General features: G+C 66.0%; 23 protein-coding genes. 12 read left to right on the forward strand and 11 right to left on the reverse strand.

The window, feature by feature from the left end; all coding sequences use genetic code 11:
• Positions 1-9: 9 nt before the first annotated feature.
• The 5 genes from QTI66_RS24540 to QTI66_RS24560 are packed head-to-tail and all read right to left on the reverse strand — an operon-like array spanning position 10 to position 4,377.
• Entirely contained in the window at positions 10-921 is a 912-nt protein-coding gene (locus QTI66_RS24540) for an ABC transporter ATP-binding protein (RefSeq protein WP_286562647.1), read from the reverse strand.
• 7 nt (positions 922-928) lie between these two features.
• Positions 929-1,909 (reverse strand): BtrH-related acyltransferase DarH, encoded by a 981-nt coding sequence (gene darH, locus QTI66_RS24545; protein WP_286562648.1) that lies wholly within the window; start codon positions 1,907-1,909, stop codon positions 929-931.
• Complete coding sequence (locus QTI66_RS24550) at positions 1,906-2,301, reverse strand: DarG family dialkylresorcinol biosynthesis protein (RefSeq protein ID WP_286562649.1); 396 nt, start codon at positions 2,299-2,301, stop codon at positions 1,906-1,908. The genes darH and QTI66_RS24550 overlap by 4 nt, the downstream gene beginning before the upstream one ends.
• Entirely contained in the window at positions 2,298-3,434 is a 1,137-nt protein-coding gene (locus QTI66_RS24555) for a beta-ketoacyl-ACP synthase III (RefSeq protein WP_286562650.1), read from the reverse strand. Before QTI66_RS24555 ends, QTI66_RS24550 begins: the two co-directional genes overlap by 4 nt.
• Positions 3,424-4,377 (reverse strand): dialkylrecorsinol condensing enzyme, encoded by a 954-nt coding sequence (locus QTI66_RS24560; RefSeq protein ID WP_286562651.1) that lies wholly within the window; start codon positions 4,375-4,377, stop codon positions 3,424-3,426. Before QTI66_RS24560 ends, QTI66_RS24555 begins: the two co-directional genes overlap by 11 nt.
• 125 nt (positions 4,378-4,502) lie before the next feature.
• Here QTI66_RS24560 and QTI66_RS24565 point away from each other — a divergent pair, with 125 nt between their 5' ends.
• The gene (locus QTI66_RS24565) at positions 4,503-5,063 is read left to right on the forward strand and encodes a methyltransferase family protein (protein WP_286562652.1); all 561 of its coding nucleotides are present in this window, start codon (positions 4,503-4,505) and stop codon (positions 5,061-5,063) included.
• 31 nt (positions 5,064-5,094) lie between these two features.
• On the opposite strand, the gene QTI66_RS24570 is transcribed toward QTI66_RS24565, so the two are convergent.
• Genes QTI66_RS24570 through QTI66_RS24580 form a run of 3 tightly spaced genes read right to left on the reverse strand, consistent with a single transcriptional unit; the run spans position 5,095 to position 8,039 of the window.
• Complete coding sequence (locus tag QTI66_RS24570) at positions 5,095-5,613, reverse strand: Smg family protein (RefSeq protein ID WP_286562653.1); 519 nt, start codon at positions 5,611-5,613, stop codon at positions 5,095-5,097.
• A gap of 41 nt (positions 5,614-5,654) precedes the next feature.
• On the reverse strand, positions 5,655-6,806 hold the full coding sequence (gene dprA, locus QTI66_RS24575; protein WP_286562654.1) for a DNA-processing protein DprA: 1,152 nt from the start codon (positions 6,804-6,806) through the stop codon (positions 5,655-5,657).
• A gap of 21 nt (positions 6,807-6,827) precedes the next feature.
• The gene (locus tag QTI66_RS24580; RefSeq protein ID WP_286562656.1) at positions 6,828-8,039 is read right to left on the reverse strand and encodes a LysM peptidoglycan-binding domain-containing protein; all 1,212 of its coding nucleotides are present in this window, start codon (positions 8,037-8,039) and stop codon (positions 6,828-6,830) included.
• A gap of 165 nt (positions 8,040-8,204) precedes the next feature.
• Here QTI66_RS24580 and def point away from each other — a divergent pair, with 165 nt between their 5' ends.
• Genes def through QTI66_RS24605 form a run of 5 tightly spaced genes read left to right on the forward strand, consistent with a single transcriptional unit; the run spans position 8,205 to position 11,296 of the window.
• A complete protein-coding gene (gene def, locus QTI66_RS24585) occupies positions 8,205-8,738 on the forward strand; it encodes a peptide deformylase (protein WP_286562658.1) in 534 nt (177 codons plus the stop codon).
• Between the two features lie 2 nt (positions 8,739-8,740).
• Positions 8,741-9,229, forward strand: a complete 489-nt coding sequence (locus QTI66_RS24590) for a hypothetical protein (RefSeq protein WP_286562659.1) — start codon at positions 8,741-8,743, stop codon at positions 9,227-9,229.
• Positions 9,226-10,179 (forward strand): methionyl-tRNA formyltransferase, encoded by a 954-nt coding sequence (gene fmt / locus QTI66_RS24595; protein ID WP_286562660.1) that lies wholly within the window; start codon positions 9,226-9,228, stop codon positions 10,177-10,179. The genes QTI66_RS24590 and fmt overlap by 4 nt, the downstream gene beginning before the upstream one ends.
• 6 nt (positions 10,180-10,185) lie before the next feature.
• A complete protein-coding gene (locus tag QTI66_RS24600) occupies positions 10,186-10,926 on the forward strand; it encodes an AzlC family ABC transporter permease (protein ID WP_286562661.1) in 741 nt (246 codons plus the stop codon).
• A gap of 22 nt (positions 10,927-10,948) precedes the next feature.
• On the forward strand, positions 10,949-11,296 hold the full coding sequence (locus QTI66_RS24605; RefSeq protein WP_286562662.1) for an AzlD domain-containing protein: 348 nt from the start codon (positions 10,949-10,951) through the stop codon (positions 11,294-11,296).
• A gap of 13 nt (positions 11,297-11,309) precedes the next feature.
• Here QTI66_RS24605 and QTI66_RS24610 read toward each other — a convergent pair whose 3' ends face one another.
• From QTI66_RS24610 to QTI66_RS24620, 3 genes are read right to left on the reverse strand one after another with little or no spacing between them, the layout of a single operon-like run.
• Complete coding sequence (locus QTI66_RS24610; RefSeq protein WP_286562664.1) at positions 11,310-12,953, reverse strand: FAD-dependent monooxygenase; 1,644 nt, start codon at positions 12,951-12,953, stop codon at positions 11,310-11,312.
• A 35-nt stretch (positions 12,954-12,988) separates the two neighbouring features.
• A complete protein-coding gene (locus QTI66_RS24615) occupies positions 12,989-14,110 on the reverse strand; it encodes an alpha/beta fold hydrolase (RefSeq protein ID WP_286562665.1) in 1,122 nt (373 codons plus the stop codon).
• Positions 14,103-14,666, reverse strand: a complete 564-nt coding sequence (locus QTI66_RS24620) for a VOC family protein (protein WP_286562666.1) — start codon at positions 14,664-14,666, stop codon at positions 14,103-14,105. The genes QTI66_RS24615 and QTI66_RS24620 overlap by 8 nt, the downstream gene beginning before the upstream one ends.
• A gap of 145 nt (positions 14,667-14,811) precedes the next feature.
• On the opposite strand from QTI66_RS24620, the gene QTI66_RS24625 reads away from it, so the two are divergent.
• The 6 genes from QTI66_RS24625 (at position 14,812) to QTI66_RS24650 (ending at position 21,455) form a co-directional block, all read left to right on the forward strand.
• Entirely contained in the window at positions 14,812-16,005 is a 1,194-nt protein-coding gene (locus QTI66_RS24625; protein WP_286562667.1) for a phosphoglycerate kinase, read from the forward strand.
• A 111-nt stretch (positions 16,006-16,116) separates the two neighbouring features.
• Positions 16,117-17,565, forward strand: a complete 1,449-nt coding sequence (pyk, locus tag QTI66_RS24630; protein WP_286562668.1) for a pyruvate kinase — start codon at positions 16,117-16,119, stop codon at positions 17,563-17,565.
• A gap of 37 nt (positions 17,566-17,602) precedes the next feature.
• On the forward strand, positions 17,603-18,529 hold the full coding sequence (locus QTI66_RS24635; protein ID WP_286562670.1) for an alpha/beta hydrolase: 927 nt from the start codon (positions 17,603-17,605) through the stop codon (positions 18,527-18,529).
• Between the two features lie 52 nt (positions 18,530-18,581).
• Positions 18,582-19,646 (forward strand): class II fructose-bisphosphate aldolase, encoded by a 1,065-nt coding sequence (gene fba, locus QTI66_RS24640; protein WP_286562672.1) that lies wholly within the window; start codon positions 18,582-18,584, stop codon positions 19,644-19,646.
• A gap of 106 nt (positions 19,647-19,752) precedes the next feature.
• A complete protein-coding gene (locus QTI66_RS24645; protein WP_286562674.1) occupies positions 19,753-20,658 on the forward strand; it encodes a phosphoribosylaminoimidazolesuccinocarboxamide synthase in 906 nt (301 codons plus the stop codon).
• 122 nt (positions 20,659-20,780) lie between these two features.
• Positions 20,781-21,455 (forward strand): helix-turn-helix transcriptional regulator, encoded by a 675-nt coding sequence (locus QTI66_RS24650; protein WP_286562675.1) that lies wholly within the window; start codon positions 20,781-20,783, stop codon positions 21,453-21,455.
• Positions 21,456-21,552: the final 97 nt, after the last annotated feature.

Raw genomic sequence — 21,552 nt, forward strand, 5'->3', positions numbered from 1 at the left:
CGTTCGACTTCAGGTATCGCGCAGCGAGCGACGGGTCAGCGCCATGAAGAGCTGCTCCAGGTTGTAGCGGCCGAACTCGGCCTGCCGCACCGACGCGCCGGAAGCGTCGAGCGCGGCCAGCACCTCGGCCGGGCGTGCATCGTCGGCCAGTCGCACGCGCCAATGGTCCGGCCCCTTTTCCACGGCGCCGAAGCGCGCGAGAAGTGCCGCGTCCACGCCGTCGCCGCGCACCGTCAGGACCATTGCGCCTTCGGACAACAACGCCTCCAGCGTGCCGTTGCGCAGCACCCGGCCGTTGTCCAGGATCGCGACACGGTCCGCGATGGCCTCGACCTCTTCCATGTAATGCGTTGCATAGATCACCGCCGCGCCTTCGGCCGCCAGCGTCTTGATGGCGTCGAGCACGAAGGCGCGCGATTGAGGATCGACCCCCACGGTGGGCTCGTCGAACAGGAGCAGTTCGGGCTCCGGCAGCAGGGCAATCGCAAGGTTGAGCCGCCGCTTCAATCCGCCCGACAGGCGCTCCGCCCGGATCGACGCAAAGGCTTCGATCTGCGCAAAGCGCATGCATGCAGCGATGCGCGTTTGCTTGCGCGCACCAGTCAGTCGGCCGGCCGATGCAAAGCACGCGAGGTTTTCAGCCACCGTGAGCATGGGATAGAACGCGTATTCCTGTGGCGCCACGGCAATTCGCGTGGGCATGCGCGCACGCATGGCCAGCAAGGGCTCGCCGTCCACCGCCACGCGGCCGGACTGCACAGCCAGCGCGCCCGACACGTGCGAAATCAGCGTGGTCTTGCCGGCACCGTTCGGGCCCAGCAGTCCGAGCACGCTGCCGCGTTGCGCCGTCAGCGACACGTCGTCCAGCGCAGCTTGCGCGGCACCGGGGTAGCGGTAGCTCAGATGTTCCAGCGCCAGCATGCGTGGCCTACACGACGGCGCGCTTCAGGTCGCGAAAGAAAGCATCTTCCTGGTCGGCCTGGCCGCGCAGCATGTCGGCCAGCGCCGGCGGGTCGACGGCCTCGCGCCCCTTGACCATGCGCGCCGCCTTGAGGGCGTAGCCGCGCCAGCCGTCGCCGATGTCGGTCAGCCGCGCCGAAAACGCGCCCAGCTCCGGCATGGCCGCGAGTTGCGCGGCTTCCTCCAGGAAGGCCGCGTAGATGAAACGAAAGCCCGCGCCGCCGGTGCCGATCTCTTCCTGCATGCGCACCATGTGGCCGATCCAGGCGACCGTGTGCGCGTCGCCCGTCGGCAGGCGCGTCAGCTTGTTGGACAGCGTGCGCATGCCCCGCACGCCGATGAGGGGCACCGGCGCCTGCATGGTGCGCACGGTCTTGCGAATGGCCTTGCGCACGGCCTGCGCATCGATGGTCTTGCGCTCGATGGCTTGCGGGTAGTACAGCAGCCCCTTGGGTGCCAGCACGCCCTTGGCGAAGCGTGCGCGCGAAAGGTCCGCGCTGGCGCAGCGCATCGGCGTTTCGAACACCGGGTCGCTGACCAGGTAGTCGTCGCCCTCCTTGCCGTAGATCAGCAGATTGTGCGCGTTGAAGTGAAAGCGCATCTGCGGCGGAAAGTACGGCAGCCAGTACACCGAGGTCTGCAAGCCGACCAGTTGCCCTTCGGCCAGCAAGGCATCGAGCCGCGCCTGCCCCGCCTGCGGGCTGCTGAAGGTCTCGAAGCGAAAGCGCGCGGCCAGTGGCGCCAGCATGCCCTTGATGATGGCCTTGGGCGGCATGCGGAACGAAATGAGCGGCAGCCCCGACAGCTTGATGAAGGGAAAGTACGCGAAGGTCAGCGCCGACGACAGACCGAAGGCAAGGCTCTCCGTCATCGGAACGCCGTGATGGCGAAGCATGTTGGAGATGACGCCGCTTTCGCAGTGCGCGGCGTGCTGGTGTTCGAACTTCATGGCAGTCGTTGGAGCGCCTGGACCGACAGGCCCAGCGCATTCGCATAGCGCGACAGTTGAGCGGCGGAAAGCTGGGCGAAAGCGCGCGGCTGCAAGTGACGCCGCACGCGCCACTGCCAGAAGCCACTGGTCTGCGACAGCAGCGCCACGTCCATGCGGCGTTCGTACATCCAGTATTCGAGCGTTGATGCGGTGCCCGCCAGCACGCGTGCGCGCGCATCCTCCGCCTGCGCAACGAGCGCATCGACCGCATGCGTGGTGACGATTTCCTCGGCCTCCCAGCCGCGCGAGCCGACCGTGACGCAGTGGCCCGCGGCGTCGCGCGCATACATGAGCTTGCGATGCCCGTCGAGCGTCGCGTTGCCCTCTTGCGGAACGGCGTCGACGTTCATACCGCCTCCATGTGCACGAAGCCGCAGGAAAAGCGACCGCTCTCGGGCACGAACATCAACAGCTTGTGCCCCTTGCGCACACGGCCCGACCGGAACAACTCGTCGAGCATGATGAAAGGCGAGGCCGCGCCGGTGTTGCCCTTGTGCGCCAGGTTGCTGAACCAGCGCTCGCGCGGAATGGGCAAGCCGACGGCTTCCAGGCACTCGTACGCCGGTTGTTCGAAGTAATGCGACGACAGGTGCGGCAGGAACCAGTCGATCCCGCTCGCCTTCAAGCCGCGCCGCGCGATGAGTTCGCGCAAGGGATCTCCGAGCGTGGCGCGAACGATGTTCTCGTTGAGCAGGCGCACGTCCTGCTTGATGGCGAAGATGGACTGCGCCTGCCACTGCCCGGGCGGCGTTTGCATCCAGCCCTGCAGTGCGCCGTCTGCGTCACGCTCCGTGCCCGCATACATGCAGGCCGGCAGCTCCTGCGCGGCAGAAGACAGGTCGATCCAGTCGATGCGCAGCGACAGCGGCCCGCGCGGCGCGCGCTCGAGCAACACGGCGCCGGCGCCGTCGGACAACATCCAGCGCAGGAAGTCTTTTTCAAAGGCGATCTCGGGCCGTTCTTCGAGTGCCTGCACCTTGTGTGCGACTTCGGCCTCGAAGTTCGCGGCCATGAGCAAGGGCGAGACCAGCTCCGAGCCGGTTGCCACCGCGCGCCGTGCCTCGCCTGCGCGCACCGACAGCCATGCGTGCTTCAAGGCTGCGGTGCCGGAAAGGCACACGCCGGCGCACGACACGGCCTCCAGGCGCGGCCAGCCAAGCTCGCCATGCACCATGACCGCATGGCCCGGGACGAGTTGATCGGGCAAGGACGTGCCCGTCGCCAGGCAATCCACCGCGCCAAGGTCGTCCCCCAATGCGCGAACCGCATGCGCCGTGAGTTGCGCATTGGTCATGGCCGCCTTGCCGGTGGCGCGGTCGATGGCGTAGTGCCGCGACACGATGCCGTTGTTGCGCAGGATGACCCGGCGCGCACGCGACGGCTTGGCGCCCACCATGCCAAGCACATCTTCGATTTCGTCGTTGGAGACGGCCGCAAACGGCAGGTGGGCTGCTGTGCGCGTCAGGAAAACTTCAGCTGTCATAACGGTGGCATCGGTCAGTGGCTGACCCGGAAGGCAGCTCGAAGTAGTTCTTGATTCCAGTGAGCCGCTTCTTGAACAACGGCCGCAGCAAGGCTTGCAGGGCCAGGCTGACCGGCATGACGGTGACGATGAGCATGAACAGGAAAAGCACGTACACCACCACCAGCGGCTGACGCCGTGCACTGCCCGGTCGCCCTGCGGCCATGATCAGCTTGCCCCAGAGATAGAAGCTGCGCGTGCCGGCTTTCTCGCCCACGATGAGGCGTGGCTCAGCCACCACCGCGCCCAGGCCGGCAAGCAATGGTTGCGTGCCGCGCTCTGCGTCGTCGTGCAAGCCGTCGCGCAGGGCCAGCCCGAAGCGTCGCGCACTGGCAATTTGCGCAGTCGTCAGTCCCGCATCCGGCATGCCCCAGAACCCGCGCTTGCGGCCGAACAACAACCACGCCGGTGTCGTGATGAAGGTGGCGAGCGTCGGTCCCGGGTCTGTGAGGACCACGTTGTCGATCAGCCTTGCGCCGAAGGCGCTCAGCATCGCCTTGAGCTTTTCGTGCGCCATCATCCACATGTTGCGGCAGCCGATCACCGTGACCACCGGCTTGCCCTTCAGCAGCCGAGCCGCCAGCGGGTGCTGCAGGAAGGCCGTGATGGGTTGCGATGGCGCCAGGAACCACACCTGGTAGGGCAGGATGATGAGGTCGAAGTCTTCGTCGCCCGCCAGCGTCAGAGGTTCAAGCGGAGGTGGCCGCATGTGGGCCGTCTCGGGGAATGCGTCGAAGAAATCGAGAAAGGGCCATGGGAATGGCAGCGCGTGCTGCGGCCGCAGGGTCTCGATGTGCACATGGATGCCGGGGTCTGCCAGCAGCGGTGCCAGGATCTGGTCCGCCACGGCGTCAAGTTGCCCCGTCTGGGAAAAACGAATCGAGAGCACGCGCTTGGGCTGCACGTTCTCACTCTTGGGAAGTGGAGTCACAGGATCAATGGGCAATCAGGCGCGCAAGTGTAGGGGATGGCCTTCTTGCAAGATTCGACCGCGCATTGCGCGGCGTAAGGCCGTGTAGATTCGGTTTCATGTTCCAGGCCTTCACCCATGCCGCTGTCTTCGTCGGCGGATCTGCTGCGCTGCTGTATGCGTCGCGCAATGCGCTGCGGCGCCCCGGCTCGCACGGCTTCTATCGCTTCTTTGCGTGGGAGTGCATCCTGGGGCTGATCCTGCTCAATCTGCCCGTGTGGGACGACGAGCCGACGGCGCCGCATCAACTGGTGTCCTGGGCGCTGCTGATCGTATCGGCATGGCTGCCGCTGCATGCCGTGACCTTGCTCAAGCGGCTGGGCAAGCCCACGGCGGCGCGCGAAGACGCGGCCCTGTTCGGCTTCGAGAAGACCAGTGTGCTGGTGACCAACGGAGCCTTCCGTTACATCCGTCACCCCATGTACACGGCGCTCATCTGCCTGGCGTGGGGCGCATTCCTCAAGCAGTTCACATGGATCGGCCTTGCACTGGTGCTGGCGGCCACGGTGCTTTTGATCATCACCGCGTTGCGCGACGAACAGGAATGCCTGCATCACTTCGGCGAGGCGTATCGCGCCTATATGCGCGGCACGCGGCGCTTCATTCCATTCGTTGTGTAGCAGGCGCTGCAAGCTTGGGGGCAAGCAGCAATCAATGCGCGACGCGCTGCGCGGTGTCGTCGCAGAGCTCATCGAGCATCAGCGCATCGGGCTCGATGCCGGTGCTCCAGTGCACCATCAACACGATGATCTTCAACTCGTCGAGCGACACCGGCCCACCCGTGGCGGCCATCGCACGGTCGACGACGATTTCGCGCATGCCGGGCGGCAGTCCGTTGGCGGATTCCAGGAAGCTGAGAAAGCCGAGGCATTCGGCGCCCAGGTGGTCCTGCTCGGCCGTCGAATAGACGCGCATGGCGCCGGGTGACTGCGCGAGCGCCGTATCGCCGATGCCGCGCTGGGCGATGGTCACGATGCCATCGTCGTCGGCATGGCGCGTCAATTGAATGCCCTGGGTCGCCAGGCTGAGCCCGTCGAGCCACTGCAAGGCGTCGCGGATTTCATCGGCGTCGAACCCGTGCGCGCTGAGCTTGCGGCCCAGTTGCTCGGGTTCGGGGCATGCATCGCCACGCCAATACGTTTCATAAACGAACACGAGCACTTCAAACATGCGTCCCAATATAGCCGACGCGCCCTTTGTAGCAATCGGTATCAGCCTTGCGCGATGCGTTGAAACAACCCACCGGGCAATCGCGCCACATGATTGTCGAGTTCAAGCTCCAGCAATCGGGCCTGAAGTTCGGCGGCTGGCCAGCCGGTTCGGGCCACGAGGGCGTCCAGGCTCACGGGGTCATGGCCCAGCGCCGTAAGCAGCGGATCGCCATGCGAAGAGGCCGAGGGCGCATCACGCCCGGGTGCTGTGGACCCACTGGCCGCAGCCCGCAGATCGAGGTCCTCGAAGATGTCCTGCACCGTCTCCACCAATTTGGCGCCCTGGCGAATGAGCGCATGGCACCCGCGTGCCTGCGGCGAATGGATCGACCCCGGAATCGCGAACACTTCCTTGCCCTGCTCGACCGCCAGCCGCGCGGTGATCAGCGAGCCGGATTTCAACGCCGCCTCCACCACCAGCGTGCCGCGCGCGAGCCCGGCGATGATGCGGTTGCGCTTGGGGAAGTTCTGCGTCAGCGGCGGCGTGCCCAGTGGAAGTTCGCTCACGATCAAGCCCTGGTTTGCAATGCGATGGGCCAGGTCGCGATGCCGCGCCGGATAGACGCGGTCCAGCCCCGTGCCCACCACTGCCACCGTGGCCAGTCGCGAGGCGTCGGCCTGCGCCGCTTCCAGCGCGCCTTCGTGCGCTGCGCCATCCACGCCCAAGGCCATGCCCGAGACGACGGTGACGCCCGCTTCACCCAATGCGCGCGCAAAGCTGCGCGCGTTCATCTCGCCCTGCGGCGTGGGGTTGCGGCTGCCGACGATGGCCAGGCTGCTGCCCAGTTGCGTCAGGTCGAATTGCGGCGAGCCCATCACGTAGAGCAGCAGCGGCGGATCGACCATTTCCAGCAGCGAGGCCGGATAGCCGGGATCGCCCAGCGTGACGATGCGGCGCACGCCCGCGCCGGCATCGCCGGCGTCGAGCCATCGCAAGCTGTCGTCGATGAAGGCCTCTTGCTCGCGCGAGCGCAGCAGCAGGGCGTCGGCTTGCGCGTCCGACACCACCTGCTGCAAGGCAGCGCGCGATTGTGCGAAGACCGCCCCCGGCAATCCGAAGGCGGCGAGGAGTTTGCGTGCGGCGGTGTCACCGACGCCGGGTGTCAGCGAAAGGCGGAGCCAGTCGGCAAGTTCAGTACGTTCGGGACCCAAAGAAAAGTGAAGATTTGTGGCCTATGGATTGACCAGCAAGTCTCCGGCTTTGGGCACATCGCTGATCTCGAGGACCAGAGCGTACGACACCTTGTCGAAGGGCCTGAAAACCATCAAAAGCCCGATGCGTTCGTTCGGCAGCTTGAGCGATTCCTTGACCCCGTTGGTGCGATCCACGATGGTCTGGCCGTTCTTCAAAATGGCCAGCACGGTGCCGTTCTCGATGCCGTCGCGCAGGCCCTTGTTGATCGAGACCACCTGGTTTTGCGCGGCGAATTGCACCGCATTGCCGTAGACCGAGATGATGCGCCCGCCCACCACTTCGCCCACCGGCGCGTGCGGCGCGTAGCTCAGGAGCTGGCGTGTCGGCTCGGGCAGCAGGCGGTCGCCGGCGCGAATCTCTTCGCGGGCGGCCACGAAGTCGATGGTGGCCGGCACATTGGCGCGCACTTCCTTGCCGCCCACCACTTCGCTCACCGTCGTTTCACCACGCGCCAGTTGGGCGCGGCCAAGGTACTGGGCCTCATAGCCGAGGATTTCGCCGGTGTTCGGATCGGCCAGCGGCGTTGCATCGCGGAACACGCGGAACTGCTGGATCGGGCCGCTCATTTCGATCAGCGGCGCGTCCGGATTGCCACGGACGTAGGCCCGGTCGCCGCGCGCCATGATCACGCGATCGTCGTTGCCGGCGACGATGCGCGGCGCGGCAGCGAGCGTGTTCTGGTCGACCACGATGGGTTCGCTCAGGAAGGGCTCGATCAGCGCGGGGCGCAGCGTCGGCAGCGCCATGCCGGCAAGCGACTCGTAGCGCGTGCGTGGCGACAGCTTGATGGTGCCGCCCGTTCCGCTGCCGCCGGCGCGCGTGGTCAGGCGCGCCCGGCCGTTGGACTTGTCCAGGTACAGCACTTGACCCGGATAGATCCGGTGCGGGTTCTTGATGTCGTCAAGATTCATGCCCCACAGCTCGGGCCAGCGCCAGGGGCTGCGCAGGTACATGCGCGAGATCGCCCACAGCGTGTCGCCGGACTTGACGGTGTATTCGTCTGGCGCAGTGGGTGCCAACTCGCTCACCGGAATGCCGGCTTGGGCAACCTGCTGCGCCGTCGCGCGCTGCTGGGGCGTGACCGGATAGTTCTGCGCATGGGCTGCCGCACCGGCGCCGAGCACCGCGACGGTCGCCACCATGGCGAGCAGATTCGGACGGGGGCGTTGAATGGTTCGGAGTGTCTTCATGGTTTGATGGTGAGCACGCGCTGACTGGCCGCGCCCGGCGAACAAATCCTCACAATTTGCAACGAATTCTGCGCTGAAGCCCTTGAGGGGGCAACGTTTATCAGGCTTTGCAAGCGCGGCTAGTCGCGGAAATGGCGAAAATAGCCACAACTGCGCAACTGTCTCATGGCGAAACGAAACATTCTTAGTTACCCCGATGCGCGCCTGCATACGGTGGCCAAACCGGTGCAAGGCATCGATGCCCGCATCAAGACACTGGTCGCCGACATGCTTGAAACCATGTACGCCGCCAACGGAATCGGCTTGGCAGCCACCCAGATCAACGTGCACGAGCGCGTCGTGGTGATCGACGTTTCCGAGGATCGTAACGAGCCGCTGGTGCTGATCAACCCTGAAATTGTCTGGGCGAGTGACGAAAAGGTGCTGAACGAAGAGGGCTGCCTCTCCGTTCCCGGTATTTATGACGGGGTAGAACGCTCGACCTCGGTGCGCGTGCAGGCGCTGGACGCCGAAGGCGAACTGCGCACGGTGGAGGCCGAGGGCCTGCTGGCGGTCTGCGTGCAGCATGAACTCGATCACCTGCTGGGCAAGGTGTTCGTGGAATACCTGTCGCCGCTCAAGCGGAACCGGATCAAGAGCAAGCTGCTCAAACAGCAGCGCGAGGACCAGCGCGACGAACAACGCAGCGGAAGGAGTTGACCATGTCGATCCGCCTCCTGACGGTCGCAGCCGCGGCGGCGGCACTGACGGCCTGTGCCAGCGACCCCACCAACATCGACCTCGGCGCCACGCGCGCCGACACGCTGGGGCGCCTGGGGCCGCCCACCGCCATCTACCCTTGGGGTTCGGGCGAACGCCTTCAGTATTCGCGCGCGCCCATGGGCTTCCAGGTGACGAACATCGACCTGGACGCGTCCGGCAAGGTTATTTCCGTGGGGCAGGAACTGGACGAGAAGTATTTCGGCAGCACCATCCAGGTCGACAAATGGAACCGGGACGACGTGATGCGCACCTATGGCCGGCCCTATGAAATCACCAAGGTCACGTCCTTCAACGGCGACGTGTGGACCTGGCGCTACCTGCAGATGAACAACCGGCGCTTCCTGTACATCTACGTGGACCCGCAAGGCATCGTGCGGCGCTACAACGTGGGCGACGACTACGCGTCTGATCGCGTCAAGCGCTGGTGAAAGTCGTTTTCGCCGGCACGCCCGAGTTCGCCCGCTCGGCGCTGGAGGCCATCCACAGCGCGGGTTTCGAGATTGTGTTGGTGCTCACTCAGCCGGATCGCCCGGCAGGACGTGGGCTCAAGCTGCAAGCGTCTCCCGTCAAGGCCTTTGCGGTGCAGCACAGCTGGCCGGTGGCTCAACCGCGCAGCTTGCGTCTGGATGGCAAGTACCCGGAAGACGCCGCCGCCGCGCGGGAAGCCCTGTTGGCCTCGCAGGCCGACGTCATGGTCGTCGCAGCCTATGGACTCATCCTGCCCCAATGGGTGCTGGACACGCCCCGTCTTGGCTGCCTGAACATTCATGCCTCGCTGCTCCCGCGCTGGCGCGGCGCCGCGCCGATTCACCGCGCCATCGAGGCCGGCGACGCTGAAACAGGCGTGACCATCATGCAGATGGACGCCGGCCTGGACACCGGGGACATGCTGCTGGAAGAGCGCCTCGCCATCGGCGACGACACGACAGCCAGGCTGCACGACCGGCTGGCTGCGATGGGCGGGCAACTGATCGTGCAGGCACTGCGCGATGCGCAGGCCGGCCGCCTGAAGCCGGTGCCGCAACCGTCCGAAGGCGTCACCTACGCCCACAAGATCGAGAAACACGAAGCCAGGGTCGACTGGACACAGGCGGCCGCCGCCATCGTCCAGCGCATCCGGGCTTTTGATTCCTTCCCCGGCGCGGTCGGCACGCTCAACGGCGAAGTCATCAAGCTTTGGGCCGCGGCGCCGCGGCACGACGCGGCGCCCGCCTCACCGGGCACGGTGCTGGACGTGGCGCAAAGCGGCATCGCCGTGGCCACGGGCGAGGGCGCGGTCGTGGTGACCGAGCTTCAGCGCCCCGGCGGCAAGCGGCTGCCAGCAGCGGAGTTCCTGCGCGGATTCGACGTCAAGGCCGGACAGGTCTTCGACGCCTGAGGTTCCATGTTTTTCCTTCCTTCCATCCGGCGTCAGCCGGCCTTTCGCGAGGGCGTGCGCGACATGATGCCCGTCGCGGTCGGCATCGGCGCCTGGGGCCTGATGACCGGCGTGGCGATGGTCAAGTCGGGCATGAGCGTCTTCGAAGCGGTGGCGATGACGCTGCTGGTGTACGCGGGCAGCTCGCAACTGGCGGCGATTCCGCTGCTGGTGGCCGGTGCGCCGGCGTGGGTCGTGCTCGCCACCGGCTTTTGCGTGAACCTGCGTTTCGTGGTGTTCAGCCTGCACTTGCGGCCTTATCTGATGCATCTGCCGCGCTGGCGCCGCATGACGCACGGCTACCTCACGGCCGACATGAGCTACGCCATGTTCACCGCCCATTACCCCGAACCGCCCACCACCGACGCGCAGCGCACCGGGCAGGAGGCCTACCTCACCGGCGGCTACTACGTCACATGGTGTGCGTGGATGGGCTTGAGCCTGCTGGGTGTTGCGCTTGGCAATCTCATTCCGCAGTCGTGGGGGCTGGGATTCGCGGGCGTGCTGAGCCTGGTGGGCATCCTGTGCTCCATGGCGACGTCGCGCCTGCGGGTGCTTGCGGGGATGATTGCGGGCGCCACCGCCGTGGCCGCCTACGCCTTGCCGCTCAAGCTCAACATCGTGGTCGCCATCGGGGTGGCGGTGTTGCTGTGCTTCTGGATCGAAAAGGGATTTGTGCCGAATCCGGCGGCGGAGGATGACACATGAGCGAAGCGCTGCGGGAGTGCGAATGAACCCGGTTGCGGGCGTCACGGACTGGTGGTCGCTGGGCGTCATCGTCGGCTTGGCGGCGGTGAGCGTGATCACGCGCTGTTTCTTCTTCATTCTCGACCGGCCCTGGGGCCTGCCCGACTGGGCGCATCGGGCGCTGCACTACGCGCCCATCGCGGCGCTGGCGGCCGTGGTGATTCCCGAAATCGTGATGACCAGCGGCCATCTCGTCTCCAGCCTGCACGACGCGCGCATTTACGCGGCGCTGGTGGGCGGGGCCTACTATTTTTGGCGGCGCGGCGTGCTTGGCACCATGGTGGTGGGCATGGCCGTGTACTTGCCGATGCACCTGGGCATGGGCTGGTAGTCGAACCCGCCGGTCAAGGCGCGCGGCACACGGCGGTCCTGACCGCTTCTGCGATGGCGTCGGCCGTCGCCCCTTCAAGGCGCATGGCGGCATAGGCGTCCGGCCGCACGAGGACGAAGCTGCCGGCCGGCGCGTCGCCAAATCGGCGGGCCAATCCATCGTTTGCTTCCAGCGTCGGCAGCGCGCTATGGCCACCGACCGCGATCAGGCGCAGCGGCAGGTCGGCGAGCGCATGTGTGGCGTCCAGCGCTTGTGAGGCCGAAGGGTCGAACCAGAAACCCACGAATCGCGAGTCCATCGCCAGCAATTCCATCAGGGTGGTCGCCTCACCGCCGCGCCATTGCAACGGCAGGTTCTGCACCGTCTGCGCGCCTTGAGGCAGGCTTTCAGAGGGCGGGTAGGCATTGGCCACCGACATGCGCCCGGTGTTGATCAGCGTGCGGCCGAAGGCATGGCGCGAAGTCAGCGCGATCACCGCCTTGCGAAGCAGGTGTTCCGCCTCGCTTTGTGGCGCCAGGAAGCGGGCGGTGCGACGCGTCACCTTCAGGTTCTCGGCCGCGGCGTGCTGGCGTTCGCTGCAATAGGTGTCGAGCAAGGCTTCGTCCGCTTCGCCGGCGGCAACGAGCGCCAGCTTCCAGCCCAGGTTGGCCGCGTCCTGGATGCCGCTGTTGCCACCCCGCGCGCCAAAGGGGCTGACGACATGCGCGGCGTCGCCGATGAAGAACACGCGGCCGTGACGGAACGTGTCGAGCAGGTGGTCGCGGTAGCCGTAGGGGCCGATCCAGACGAACTCGAAATCCACGCCCGGTCCGAGTTGCTCGCGCAGGCGTGCGCCGGCGACTTCGGGCCGGCTGATGTATTCGATGTCGCAGTCATGCGCCATCTGGTAGTCCATGCGCCACACACCGTCGGCCATCAGGTGTTGCCACACGGCACGTCCTTCGTTGAAGGGCGCATCGATCCAGGTCCAGCGCTCGACGGGCAGCGGTTTCTTGAAGCGCACGTCGCTGATGCACCAGCGGTCGGTGCTGCGCGACGCATGCGCATCGAGCCCGAGTTGCGTGCGGATGGGGCTGTTGGCGCCGGTGGCGTCGATGAGGCGACCGGCTTCCAGTTCGTAGCTGCCCTCGGGCGTCTCGACGTGCAAGCGCACGCCATCACCGCGCGGCTCGACATGCGTCACACGGCTTTTCCAGCGCAGGTCGACCACGCCGAGTTCATGGATGCGGTCCACCAGGAACCACTCGACGTAGAACTGCTGCAGGTTGATGAAGGGCGGTTGCTTCGACAGGTTGTCGGCCTGCAGGTTGAAGTTGTAAACCTCGCGCTCACCCGAGAAGGTCTTGCCGATGGACCAGGTGATGCCCTTATCCGCGATGCGCTCGAAGATGCCCAGTCGGTCGAAGATCTCCAGCGTCTTTTGCGCGTAGCAGATGCCGCGCGACGAAGCGCCGCGCACGCCGACGGTGTCGTCTTCGTCGAGCAAGAGCGCGGGCACGCCGCGTTGCGCGAGATCGCACGCGAGCGTCAGGCCGGCGGGGCCGGCGCCGACGATCACGATCGGGTGGTGTGAGACATGGCCGCTGCCCAGTTCTGGCGGGCGCCTGAAAGGCCAGCGCGGCAATTCATAAGGCGGCGCGAAGCTGAAGGTCTCCATCGACGACAGCGCCTTCCCGCGGCATCAGGGCAGGATCACAGCGCGTTCGCCCATTCCGCGATGGCGTCCGCCGCCTGCGGCACGAGGTGCGCCTGGCCTGCCAGGTAGTGGTTCCCGCCAACGATGTTGACGTTGCGGATCCGCTCGCCACCGGCTGCAAGCCACGCATCGCGCGTGCTCGGAAAGGTCGACTGGTCGGCCGTGTAGGTCAGCAGCAGCAAGGGCACCGAGGTGCGCGCCAGGTTCGTCGGGCCATCCGCTTGCGAGCGCGAGGACCACTGCGAAAGAAAAGCCGTCAACGAGGTCGTGCGGCCCATCGCATTGGCCGAATAGTTGACGGCGCGTGCTTCGCCCCACACGCTGCCGGGCGCGCGATCGTTGGGGTCGAGCGAAAGGTCGACGCAGCGCGGATCGGCATGCGTGCGGTACACGATGAAGGTCTGGTCGCGCGGGGCGCCGGGCGTGCTGCGCAGTTGCTCGAGGCGCGCCAAGGCCCAGTTCTCCAGCCGGTCCAGGCGCGCCTTCTGCGCGGCGCTGAAGCGCGCGAGAAAGTCCGCGTCGTAAGGCACCGGATGGCGGGCGTCGTACATGTCCAGCGCGGTGTCGACCGACATCGGGTCGTGCTCGTCCGTCACCGAGGGGTCGATCCAGTCACGCAGCAGCCGCGAACGTCCCAGGTGCGCAGCGCACAGCGCAATGCCATCCACCGGCGGAAGGTCGTCCGGATGCAGGTGCGTCGGATCGCCATCGGCAAAGCGATGCGCCGTGAGCTTTTCGGCCTGCGCTTGGTAGAAGCTCGCCAGCGCGGCGCCGCCGGAGTTGCCGATCAGCAGCACCTTTTCGTAGCCGGCCGCGCGAAGGTATTTGACGCCTGCCCCCAGGTCCTGGATGGCGCGTTCCATCAGCAGCACAGTGTCGTTGCCGGCGTAGCGCGAGTTCAACCCCATGCAGCAGATGCCGCGTGCCGCGAGCGGTTCGATGAGGTAGTGGCCCATGAAGTTGCTCGTCGGATGCATCACGATCGCGGCGGTCTTCCTGGGGCCTTGGGGCTGCATGTAAGCGCCGTAGATGCGCGGGCGCAGCATCTGCAGGCCCGATTGGCTCTCCAGCGCCGCGCCGGGCTTGACGTCGATGACGGCCAGTTGCAGGTCAGACATGCGAAGCAGCCTCCGCGTCCTGGCGCAATTGCGTCTTCAGTTCGGTCCATGCTTGCAGGTCGGCGTGGGCGTGGCGGGCGTGCTCGTCCATCGTGGCCGCCGGCACGGTCGGCGTTGTGAACTCGAGGCGAATGCCGTTCGGGTCGAAGAAGTAGATCGATTGAATGATGTGGTGGTCGGTCACGCCGATCACTTCCACGCCCGCCGCTTCGAGACGCGCCTTGGCCGCCAGCAAGGCGTCGACCGAATCAACCTGCAAGGCGATGTGGTTGACCCACGCCGGCGTGTTGGGCGAAGGCAGCGCGCTCACGTCGTCGCCCAGGTCGAAGAAAGCGATGTACGAGCCGTCCGTCATCTGGAAGAAGATGTGCACATAGGGGCAGTATTCGCCCGTGCTGGGCACGTTGTCCGCCTTGATGACGTGCACCAGTGGCAGGCCCAGCAGGTCTTCATAGAAGTGGCGGGTTTCTTCGGCGTCGCGGCAACGCCAAGCGAAATGATGCAGGCCGCGCACCGGAACCGGCGCGGGAGCGGAAGAAGTGGTGGGGGCGGTCATGGTGGTGGATTCTCGCCGCGGCGCCATGCATCGGGCAATCGAGGACGACCACGATCGACAACCCGGATTTCTCCTGAACAGCGGCACGGGCTGAATCCTAGAATGCTTGATTCCGTCTCATACTGGCTCGCTGCCCGACACCCCCATGAACGTCATCCGTTTCACCGACTTGTGCGCCCAAGGCAAAGCTGCCGGCCAGCGCGTTTTCATCCGTGCCGACCTGAACGTGCCGCAAGACGACACCGGCCGCATCACCGAAGACACGCGCATCCGCGCCTCCGTGCCCTGCATCAAGGCCGCGCTGGACGCCGGCGCGGCCGTGATGGTCACGTCGCACCTGGGCCGTCCGACCGAAGGCGAGTTCAAGCCCGAGGATTCGCTGGCACCCGTTGCCAAGCGCCTGGGCGAGCTGCTGGGCCGCGACGTGCCGCTGGTGGCCAACTGGGTCGACGGCGTCGACGTCAAGCCCGGCGATGTGGTGCTGCTGGAGAACTGCCGCGTCAACAAGGGCGAGAAGAAGAACAACCCCGAACTCGCGAAGAAGATGGCCGCGCTGTGCGACATCTACGTGAACGACGCCTTCGGCACCGCCCATCGCGCCGAAGGCACGACCTACGGCATCGCCGAATACGCGAAGATCGCCAGCGCCGGCCCGCTGCTGGCCGCCGAGATCGACGCCATCAGCCGCGCGCTGAGCGCCCCGACGCGACCGCTGGTCGCCATCGTGGCCGGCTCCAAGGTGAGCACCAAGCTCACGATTCTCAACAGCCTGGCCGAGAAGGTGGACCAGCTGATCGTCGGCGGCGGCATCGCCAACACCTTCATGCTGGCCGCCGGATTGGGCATCGGCAAATCGCTGGCCGAAGCCGATCTGGTCGACCAGGCCAAGTCCGTCATCGAGAAGATGCGCGCACGTGGCGCCGCGGTGCCGATTCCGGTCGACGTGGTCTGCGCCAAGACCTTTGCGGCGGATGCGCCGGCCACGGTCAAGGCCGCCACCGACGTGAAAGCGGACGACCTCATCCTCGACATCGGCCCCAAGACGGCCGACATGCTCGCCGCCCAGCTGCGCGAGGCCGGCACCATCGTCTGGAACGGCCCGGTGGGCGTTTTCGAGTTCGACGCCTTTGCCAAGGGCACCGAAACCATCGCCCGCGCCATCGCCGAAAGCAAGGCCTTCTCGATCGCCGGTGGCGGCGACACGCTGGCGGCCATTGCCAAATACGGCATCGAAGACCGCGTGGGCTACATCTCGACCGGCGGCGGCGCCTTCCTGGAAATCCTGGAAGGCAAAACGCTTCCCGCCTTCGAAATTCTCACGAAACGCGCGGCCGGCTGAACCCGGCGGGGGGTATTCTCGCAAGGAATGACAGTTATCCCACATGATGCAACGTCATATTTCCATGTGAGAATCGAGTAGAAAGCCAAAGTCACACAGGAGACAACGTCCATGGCCACCGCCCGCCTTCCCCGTCACGCCACCAAGATCGTCGCCACCCTCGGCCCTGCCACCAACACGGTAGAGCTGATCGAGCAGATGATTCATCACAAGGTGAGCGTGATGCGGCTCAACTTCAGCCACGGCACCGCGCAGGACCACATCGACCGCGCGGCCATGGTGCGGGAGGCGGCACGCCGCGCCGGACGCGAGATCGCGATCATGGCGGACCTGCAGGGCCCGAAGATCCGCGTCGGCAAGTTCGCCGAAGGCAAGGTGCATCTGGAGCCCGGCGCCAAATTCGTGCTCGACGCGTCGCGCACCGAACTGGGCGACGTGAACGCCGTGGGCCTGGACTACAAGGACCTGCCGCGCGACGTGAAACCGGGCGACAGCCTGCTGCTCAACGACGGCCTCATCGTGCTCACCGTCGACGCCGTCAAGGGCGACGCGGTGCACACCACGGTGCGCCTGGGCGGCGACCTCTCCAACAACAAGGGCATCAACAAGCAGGGCGGCGGCCTCACGGCGCCGGCCCTGACCGCCAAGGACATGGAAGACATCAAGACCGCGATGAGCTTCCAGGCGGACTACGTGGCCGTCAGCTTTCCCAAGAACGCGACCGACATGGAAATGGCACGCCAGCTGTGCAACGTCGCGGCGGCCGAGTTTGGCCACAAGCCGGGCCTGATCGCCAAGATCGAGCGCGCCGAGGCCATTCCCAAGCTGGAAGAAATCCTGAGCGCCAGCGACGGCATCATGGTGGCCCGCGGCGACTTGGCGGTGGAAGTCGGCAATGCGGCCGTGCCTGCGCTGCAGAAAAAAATGATCCGCATGGCCCGCGAGATGGACAAGGTCGTCATCACCGCCACGCAGATGATGGAGTCGATGATCACCAACCCCGTGCCGACGCGCGCCGAGGTGAGCGACGTGGCCAACGCCGTGCTCGACGGCACCGATGCCGTGATGCTGAGCGCCGAGACGGCCTCCGGCCGCTTCCCGCTGGAAACGGTGCAGGAAATGAGCCGCATCTGCGAAGCGGCCGAGGCGGCGGAAGACCTCAAGCTCGACGCTGACTTCAGCGGCCAGTCCTTCAACCGCATCGACCAGACCATTGCCATGGGCGCGCTCTTTACCGCGCAACGACTGGGCGCGAAGGCCATCGTCGCCTTGACCGAGTCGGGCTCCACGCCGCTGTGGATGAGCCGCCATCGGGCGCACATCCCGATGTATGCCCTGACCTCGCGGCTGTCCACGCAGCGCAAGATGGCGCTCTACCGCAACGTCCGCCCGCTCCTGATGGACTCGCAGACCGACCGCGACACCGCGCTGGAACAGGCCGAGGCGCACCTGAAGCGCCGCGGCATCGTGCAGGCGGGCGATGTCTACGCCATCACCTGCGGCGAGCCGATGGGTGCGCCCGGGGGCACCAACATGCTGAAGATCTGCACGGTCGGCTGATTCCGGGGGCTTGCCCTGTGGTCTGAAGGGGCTGCGCGTGCGTATCGCTCGCATGAACGCACGCCAGACCTTTCCGCGGCTTGTTTCCGCCGCCCTGCTTGCAGGCTCGGCACTTCTCGCTGCCTGCTCGCCGCTCAAAATCCTCGACGCGCTGGTGCCCAGCGACACCTACAGGCTGGAGCAGGGCGTGGCCTATGGCTCGGCGCCGCGCCAGCAACTCGACGTCTACCGCCCCTTGGGGGGGCGAATGCCGGCGGAAGGCACGCGCCCGCTGGTCGTTTTCTTCTACGGTGGCACTTGGTCCAGTGGTGAGCGGGCGGAATACCGCTTCGTGGGCGAGGCGCTGGCGTTGCGCGGCGCGGTGACCGTGATCGCGGACTACCGGCTGTCGCCCCAGGCGACGTACCCCGTCTTCGTCCAGGACAGCGCGCTCGCCGTGAAGTGGGGCATCGACAACGCCGCCCGGCTCGGCGCAGACCCGAAAAAGGTCTACGTCATGGGCCACAGCTCCGGCGGGTACAACGCGGCCATGGTCGCGCTCGACGCGCGCTGGCTCTCCGCCCTCGGGGCAAGCCCCAGTCAACTGGCAGGCTGGATTGCGCTGGCGGGGCCCTATGACTTCCTGCCCAGCGATAACCCCAAGGTGAGGGTGGCCTTCAACTGGCCCCAGCTTCCCCGCGAATCGCAACCTCTGGCGCATGCGTCCGCCGCGTCCCCGCGCGCACTCCTCATGGCCGCCCGGCCGGACAAGGTGGTCGACCCCGACCGGAACACCGGCCAGATGGCCGCAAAGCTGCGCGCCGCGGGCGTCGAAGTGCAGTTGCGCGAGTTCGACGACCTCAACCATATGACGCTCATCGGCGAAGTCGCCGCGCCCCTTGAATGGATCGGGGGACCTGTGCTTCCGCCGATCCTGGACTTCATCGGTCTCGAATCATCCCTTTCCGACAAGGGGGCTCGGTAGAATCGCCTCAGTTGTCCCCCATTTGTATCCAAGATCTCCACGAGGTATATCCATGGCACTCGTCTCGATGCGCGAACTGCTCGACCATGCTGCAGCCAACGGCTACGGCATCCCGGCCTTCAATGTCAACAACCTGGAACAGGTTCAGGCCGTGATGGAGGCTGCCAAGGAAGTCGGCGCTCCCGTCATCCTTCAAGCCAGCGCAGGTGCCCGCAAATACGCCGGCGAAGCCTTCATCAAGCACCTGATCATGGCGGCCATCGAGGCCTATCCCACCGTGCCGCTGGTCATGCACCAGGACCACGGGCAGAGCCCCGACGTGTGCAAGGGCGCCATCGACCTGGGCTTCAGCTCGGTCATGATGGACGGCTCGCTCGAAGCCGACGGCAAGACCATCGCCAGCTACGAATACAACGTCGAGACCACCAAGAAGGTCTCGGACATGGCCCACCGCGTGGGCGTCACCGTCGAAGGCGAACTGGGTTGCCTGGGCTCGCTGGAAACCATGAAGGGCGACAAGGAAGACGGCCACGGCACCGACGCGACCATGACGCGCGAGCAACTGTTGACCGACCCTGAGCAAGCGGCAGACTTCGTCAAGCGCACGCAGATCGACGCGCTGGCCATCGCCATTGGCACCAGCCACGGCGCCTACAAATTCACCCGCAAGCCCACCGGCGACATCCTGGCGATCGACCGCATCAAGGAAATCCACCGCCGCATTCCCAACACCCACCTGGTGATGCACGGTTCGTCGAGCGTGCCGCAGGAGCTGCTGGCCATCATTCGCCAGTACGGCGGCAACATGAAGGAAACCTACGGCGTGCCGGTCGAGGAAATCCAGGAGGCCATCAAGCACGGCGTGCGCAAGATCAACATCGACACCGACATCCGCTTGGCCATGACCGGCGCGGTGCGCAAGTTCCTGGCCGAGAACCCCGAGAAGTTCGACGCCCGCGAATGGCTCAAGCCTGCACGTGAAGCGGCCAAGCAGATCTGCAAGCAGCGCTACCTGGAATTCGGTTGCGAAGGCCAGGGCCTGAAGATCAAGGGCGAGACGCTGCAAGTCGTGGCGGCCAAGTACGCCAAGGGCGAGCTCGCGCAAGCGGTGGTCTGATTTCGCGACCATCTTGCAAAAAGGCCGCCCGCCCGGGCGGCTTTTTTATTGCCACAATCTGTGCCTACCCAGCCCTTGCGGCCATCGAACCCCGTCTGACACTGCCATGACCACCGTACACACGTCCTCCATCAACAGCCTGCCTCTGCTTGCGCGCGGCAAGGTGCGAGACAACTATGCAGTTGGCAACGACCGCATCCTGATGGTGGCGAGCGATCGCCTGTCGGCCTTCGACGTGATCATGGGCGAGCCGATTCCGGGCAAGGGCGTGATCCTCACGCAGATGGCGCTGTGGTGGTTCGAGCGCTTGGGGCACCTGTGCCCCAATCACCTGACCGGCGACGCGCCCGAAAGCGCCGTCACGCCCGAGGAAGTGCCGCAGGTCAAGGACCGCTCGATGCTGGTCAAGCGCCTGAAGCCCCTGCCCATCGAGGCGGTGGTGCGCGGCTATCTCGCGGGCAGCGGCTGGAAGGAATACCAGGAAAGCCGCTCTGTGTGCGGCGTGCCCCTGCCCGAAGGCCTGACCAACGCCAGCAAGCTGCCGCGCCCCATCTTCACGCCGGCGGCCAAGGCGCAGGCCGGCGAACATGACGAGAACATCTCGTATGACCGCGTGGTCGAGGTCGTCGGCCCCAAGCTGGCCAACGAGATCCGCGAGACGAGCATCGCCATCTACGAAACAGCAGCCGAGATCGCGCTGGCCAAGGGCATGATCATTGCCGACACCAAGTTCGAGTTCGGCCTGGACGAAAACGGCACGCTGGTGCTGATGGATGAGGTGCTGACACCCGACAGTTCGCGCTATTGGCCCGTCGAAGGCTACGAAGCGGCGCTCGCAGCCGGCGCCAATCCGCCCAGCTACGACAAGCAGTTCGTGCGCGACTGGCTGGAGGCCGTGCGCCTCAATGGCAAGCCCTGGGACAAGACGCCCCCCGCGCCACGCCTGCCGGCGGATGTCGTCGAAAAGACCGCCGCCAAGTACCGCGAAGCGCTGCAACGCCTCACCGATTAACTGCGCGTCCGGCCGCTGGCGCCGGAAATGTAAATAGATCACAAAGCGCGCGGCAATACTCACCGCCCATTTAGGCAACACTTTTCCATACTTTCATCATCTTTCTTGATGAGGAGAGCGTGATGGAAATAACAAGCGAAATCCGGGTTCCCTCCACCCCTGTCGCCGCGGCGCCGCAGGTCACGACCCTGCCGCCCGACGGCCTGATGGCTGGCATCTTCGCCCGCGTGCTCGACGAGATTGACCACGGCCTGCTGCTGGTCGATCTCACGGGGCGAATCCTTCACGCCAACCATCCGGCCCGCTGCGAACTGGCTTCCGCGCATGCGCTGTGCAACGTCGACGGCCTCCTCGCGGGCAGCGACACCGGCCGGCAATGCCAGATCCGCCAGGCGCTCAAGGACGCGGCGCGCGATTGCCGCAGCATCGTGGAGCTGGAGCACGACAGCAGCCCGCTGTCGCTCGCCTTCATTCCGATGGCTTCGTTCCATGGCGGCCCGATCGACAGCGTGCTGGTGATGTGCAGCAAGCGTCAAAACTGCGCGACGCTGACCATGCAGATGTTCGCCCGCGCCAATCGCCTCACGCGCGCCGAGCAGGACGTGCTGCGCCAGCTGTGCGACGGCCACCGTGCCGAGGAAATCGCGGGCCTGCAGGGCATCTGCGTTTCCACCGTTCGCACGCACATCAAGAGCGTGCGCGAGAAGACGGGCGCCAACAGCGTGCGCGAGATCGTCCATCGCCTGGCGCGCATGCCGCAGGTGGTTTCGGCGCTCAGGATCAACGTGCGCGACTGACAGCGGGGCCGAACAGGTCGCGGCGAGGCCGGGCACTTCAGGGTGCCCTGCGGCCTTGGCCGCGTTCGGGTCAGCCCCAACGGGGTGTTTGCGGAGG

Origin of the sequence: Variovorax brevis (genome assembly GCF_030317105.1) — a bacterium.
Classification (GTDB): Bacteria; Pseudomonadota; Gammaproteobacteria; order Burkholderiales; family Burkholderiaceae_C; genus Variovorax; species Variovorax brevis.

Excerpts from the sequence above, each read along its gene's own strand:
- QTI66_RS24540 (WP_286562647.1), bottom strand. The coding sequence starts at position 921 with ATGCTGGCGCTGGAACATCTGAGCTACCGCTACCCCGGTGCCGCGCAA.
- darH (WP_286562648.1), bottom strand. The coding sequence starts at position 1,909 with ATGAAGTTCGAACACCAGCACGCCGCGCACTGCGAAAGCGGCGTCATC.
- QTI66_RS24550 (WP_286562649.1), bottom strand. The coding sequence starts at position 2,301 with ATGAACGTCGACGCCGTTCCGCAAGAGGGCAACGCGACGCTCGACGGG.
- QTI66_RS24555 (WP_286562650.1), bottom strand. The coding sequence starts at position 3,434 with ATGACAGCTGAAGTTTTCCTGACGCGCACAGCAGCCCACCTGCCGTTT.
- QTI66_RS24565 (WP_286562652.1), top strand. The coding sequence starts at position 4,503 with ATGTTCCAGGCCTTCACCCATGCCGCTGTCTTCGTCGGCGGATCTGCT.
- QTI66_RS24570 (WP_286562653.1), bottom strand. The coding sequence starts at position 5,613 with ATGTTTGAAGTGCTCGTGTTCGTTTATGAAACGTATTGGCGTGGCGAT.
- QTI66_RS24580 (WP_286562656.1), bottom strand. The coding sequence starts at position 8,039 with ATGAAGACACTCCGAACCATTCAACGCCCCCGTCCGAATCTGCTCGCC.
- def (WP_286562658.1), top strand. The coding sequence starts at position 8,205 with ATGGCGAAACGAAACATTCTTAGTTACCCCGATGCGCGCCTGCATACG.
- QTI66_RS24590 (WP_286562659.1), top strand. The coding sequence starts at position 8,741 with ATGTCGATCCGCCTCCTGACGGTCGCAGCCGCGGCGGCGGCACTGACG.
- QTI66_RS24600 (WP_286562661.1), top strand. The coding sequence starts at position 10,186 with ATGTTTTTCCTTCCTTCCATCCGGCGTCAGCCGGCCTTTCGCGAGGGC.
- QTI66_RS24605 (WP_286562662.1), top strand. The coding sequence starts at position 10,949 with ATGAACCCGGTTGCGGGCGTCACGGACTGGTGGTCGCTGGGCGTCATC.
- QTI66_RS24610 (WP_286562664.1), bottom strand. The coding sequence starts at position 12,953 with ATGGAGACCTTCAGCTTCGCGCCGCCTTATGAATTGCCGCGCTGGCCT.
- QTI66_RS24615 (WP_286562665.1), bottom strand. The coding sequence starts at position 14,110 with ATGTCTGACCTGCAACTGGCCGTCATCGACGTCAAGCCCGGCGCGGCG.
- QTI66_RS24620 (WP_286562666.1), bottom strand. The coding sequence starts at position 14,666 with ATGACCGCCCCCACCACTTCTTCCGCTCCCGCGCCGGTTCCGGTGCGC.
- QTI66_RS24625 (WP_286562667.1), top strand. The coding sequence starts at position 14,812 with ATGAACGTCATCCGTTTCACCGACTTGTGCGCCCAAGGCAAAGCTGCC.
- pyk (WP_286562668.1), top strand. The coding sequence starts at position 16,117 with ATGGCCACCGCCCGCCTTCCCCGTCACGCCACCAAGATCGTCGCCACC.
- fba (WP_286562672.1), top strand. The coding sequence starts at position 18,582 with ATGGCACTCGTCTCGATGCGCGAACTGCTCGACCATGCTGCAGCCAAC.
- QTI66_RS24645 (WP_286562674.1), top strand. The coding sequence starts at position 19,753 with ATGACCACCGTACACACGTCCTCCATCAACAGCCTGCCTCTGCTTGCG.
- QTI66_RS24650 (WP_286562675.1), top strand. The coding sequence starts at position 20,781 with ATGGAAATAACAAGCGAAATCCGGGTTCCCTCCACCCCTGTCGCCGCG.